The sequence below is a fragment of the Microcystis sp. M53603_WE2 genome (assembly GCF_030065435.1).
In genome coordinates, this window is record NZ_JASJFF010000296.1 from 1 (window position 1) to 1,287 (window position 1,287).

Here is a 1,287-nt window from a genome sequence, read left to right on the forward strand (position 1 = left end):
AGTAAAAATATTTTGGCCGCAGGGCTTGCGGTGTCAGTCTGTAGAGCGACCATAAGACCAGAACAGAGTAAATCTGTTAAGGCAGGTGCGGAACCCCGCAAGGGAAAGAAACAGAAACCTAAATCGTGAGGTTTGGGAATCGCCGTCCGTTTTACGGCGGCGAGGATGTCAAGTAGTTGACGGTCAGGTAGTTGAAAGCGACGAGATTCTGGGCGGCGGCAAACTGGGCGGCCTCATCCACACGACGAAAATTATTTTCTTGAATGTCTTCTAAGGGATTGGTATCAACGAAGATTTCTTCGGCATCGACGGAATCGTTTATGACTTTTTCACTCTCTCGCTGAACTAATCCCGTCTGGGCGTTAGTTACGGGGGAATTTTTCTCGGTTTTGGTCTGTTTATCAGCGATTTCGGGGGTAGCACTCGGAAAACCTTCGAGAGTACCCCATTTCTTATAGTAGGTGTTTAGGTCATCGAATATTTGCACCTGTTCATCACTGTAGTAGCTGTTTCGTCCGTGTTTCTCGGCTTCCATGGCGTAACCCAAGCGGATCAGGTGCTGACGGCGTTCGTAAAACTGGGTTTTTCCTATTCGGTAGCGATCGGGTAAGGAGGCGGCTTGTTGCATAATTTTTCATCTCCGAGGGGTTAAGAATAAAAAATAAATACCGAATCGAGGGGACAAAAAGCTGGAATAGTTGAAGGGTATGCGGAACTAACGGATAAATCCAGTATAGTCCCTAAAAAAAAAGGCTTCAATTGGAAGCAAGAGAATTTCGGAAGTTATCGTCGGTTCGGTTTAGGGATTAAAAAGACAAAATTAGGTTTACTTGTGACCGATTTCAGTGAGGAACCGATCGAGCGGGTAATCCAAAGCGTCGAGAATCGCTCGGAGGGTAGCCGTGCCGACGCTCTTGGCCGTTTGAGTTTCTGCCGTTATTGCCTTGAAACCAGTCTCCAACTTTTGGATGTGCTGGGGTGAAATGTCCCGACCGGCATCCCTAATCTTATTTACCAACTTATTGCGAGATAGTCCCTGTCCCTCCCGAATCTCCTTTAACTTCAATCCCGCCTCCTCCGACCATGAGATAGTCTCGACCATCTCGACGGGAATCATCACCGTTTTCTTCTGTTTCACCACGTCCACAACCTCTCAGAAAAACTGTTGTTAGGGACTTGCGTATTAATAAATTACCATCTAGACTAGAGAAGCAACTTGTTACTCTCACTCTCAACTATGGTAACTGAACTGACTGAAAAAATCAAATCAAGCTTGAAAGATGCGGC

Annotated in this window: 2 protein-coding genes and 1 pseudogene; 1 reads left to right on the plus strand and 2 read right to left on the minus strand. The window is 46.3% G+C overall.

Features of this window, described 5'->3' with window-relative positions; all coding sequences use genetic code 11:
- Nucleotides 1–129: pseudogene (locus tag PX481_RS06400) on the plus strand (RNA-guided endonuclease TnpB family protein); the annotation flags it as partial.
- A gap of 22 nt (nt 130–151) precedes the next feature.
- Here the strand turns inward: PX481_RS06400 and PX481_RS06405 are convergent.
- Entirely contained in the window at nt 152–628 is a 477-nt protein-coding gene (locus PX481_RS06405; protein ID WP_288094033.1) for a hypothetical protein, read from the minus strand.
- Nucleotides 629–826: 198 nt separating this feature from the next.
- Entirely contained in the window at nt 827–1,147 is a 321-nt protein-coding gene (locus PX481_RS06410) for a helix-turn-helix domain-containing protein (RefSeq protein ID WP_045356694.1), read from the minus strand.
- Between the last annotated feature and the right edge of the window lie 140 nt (nt 1,148–1,287).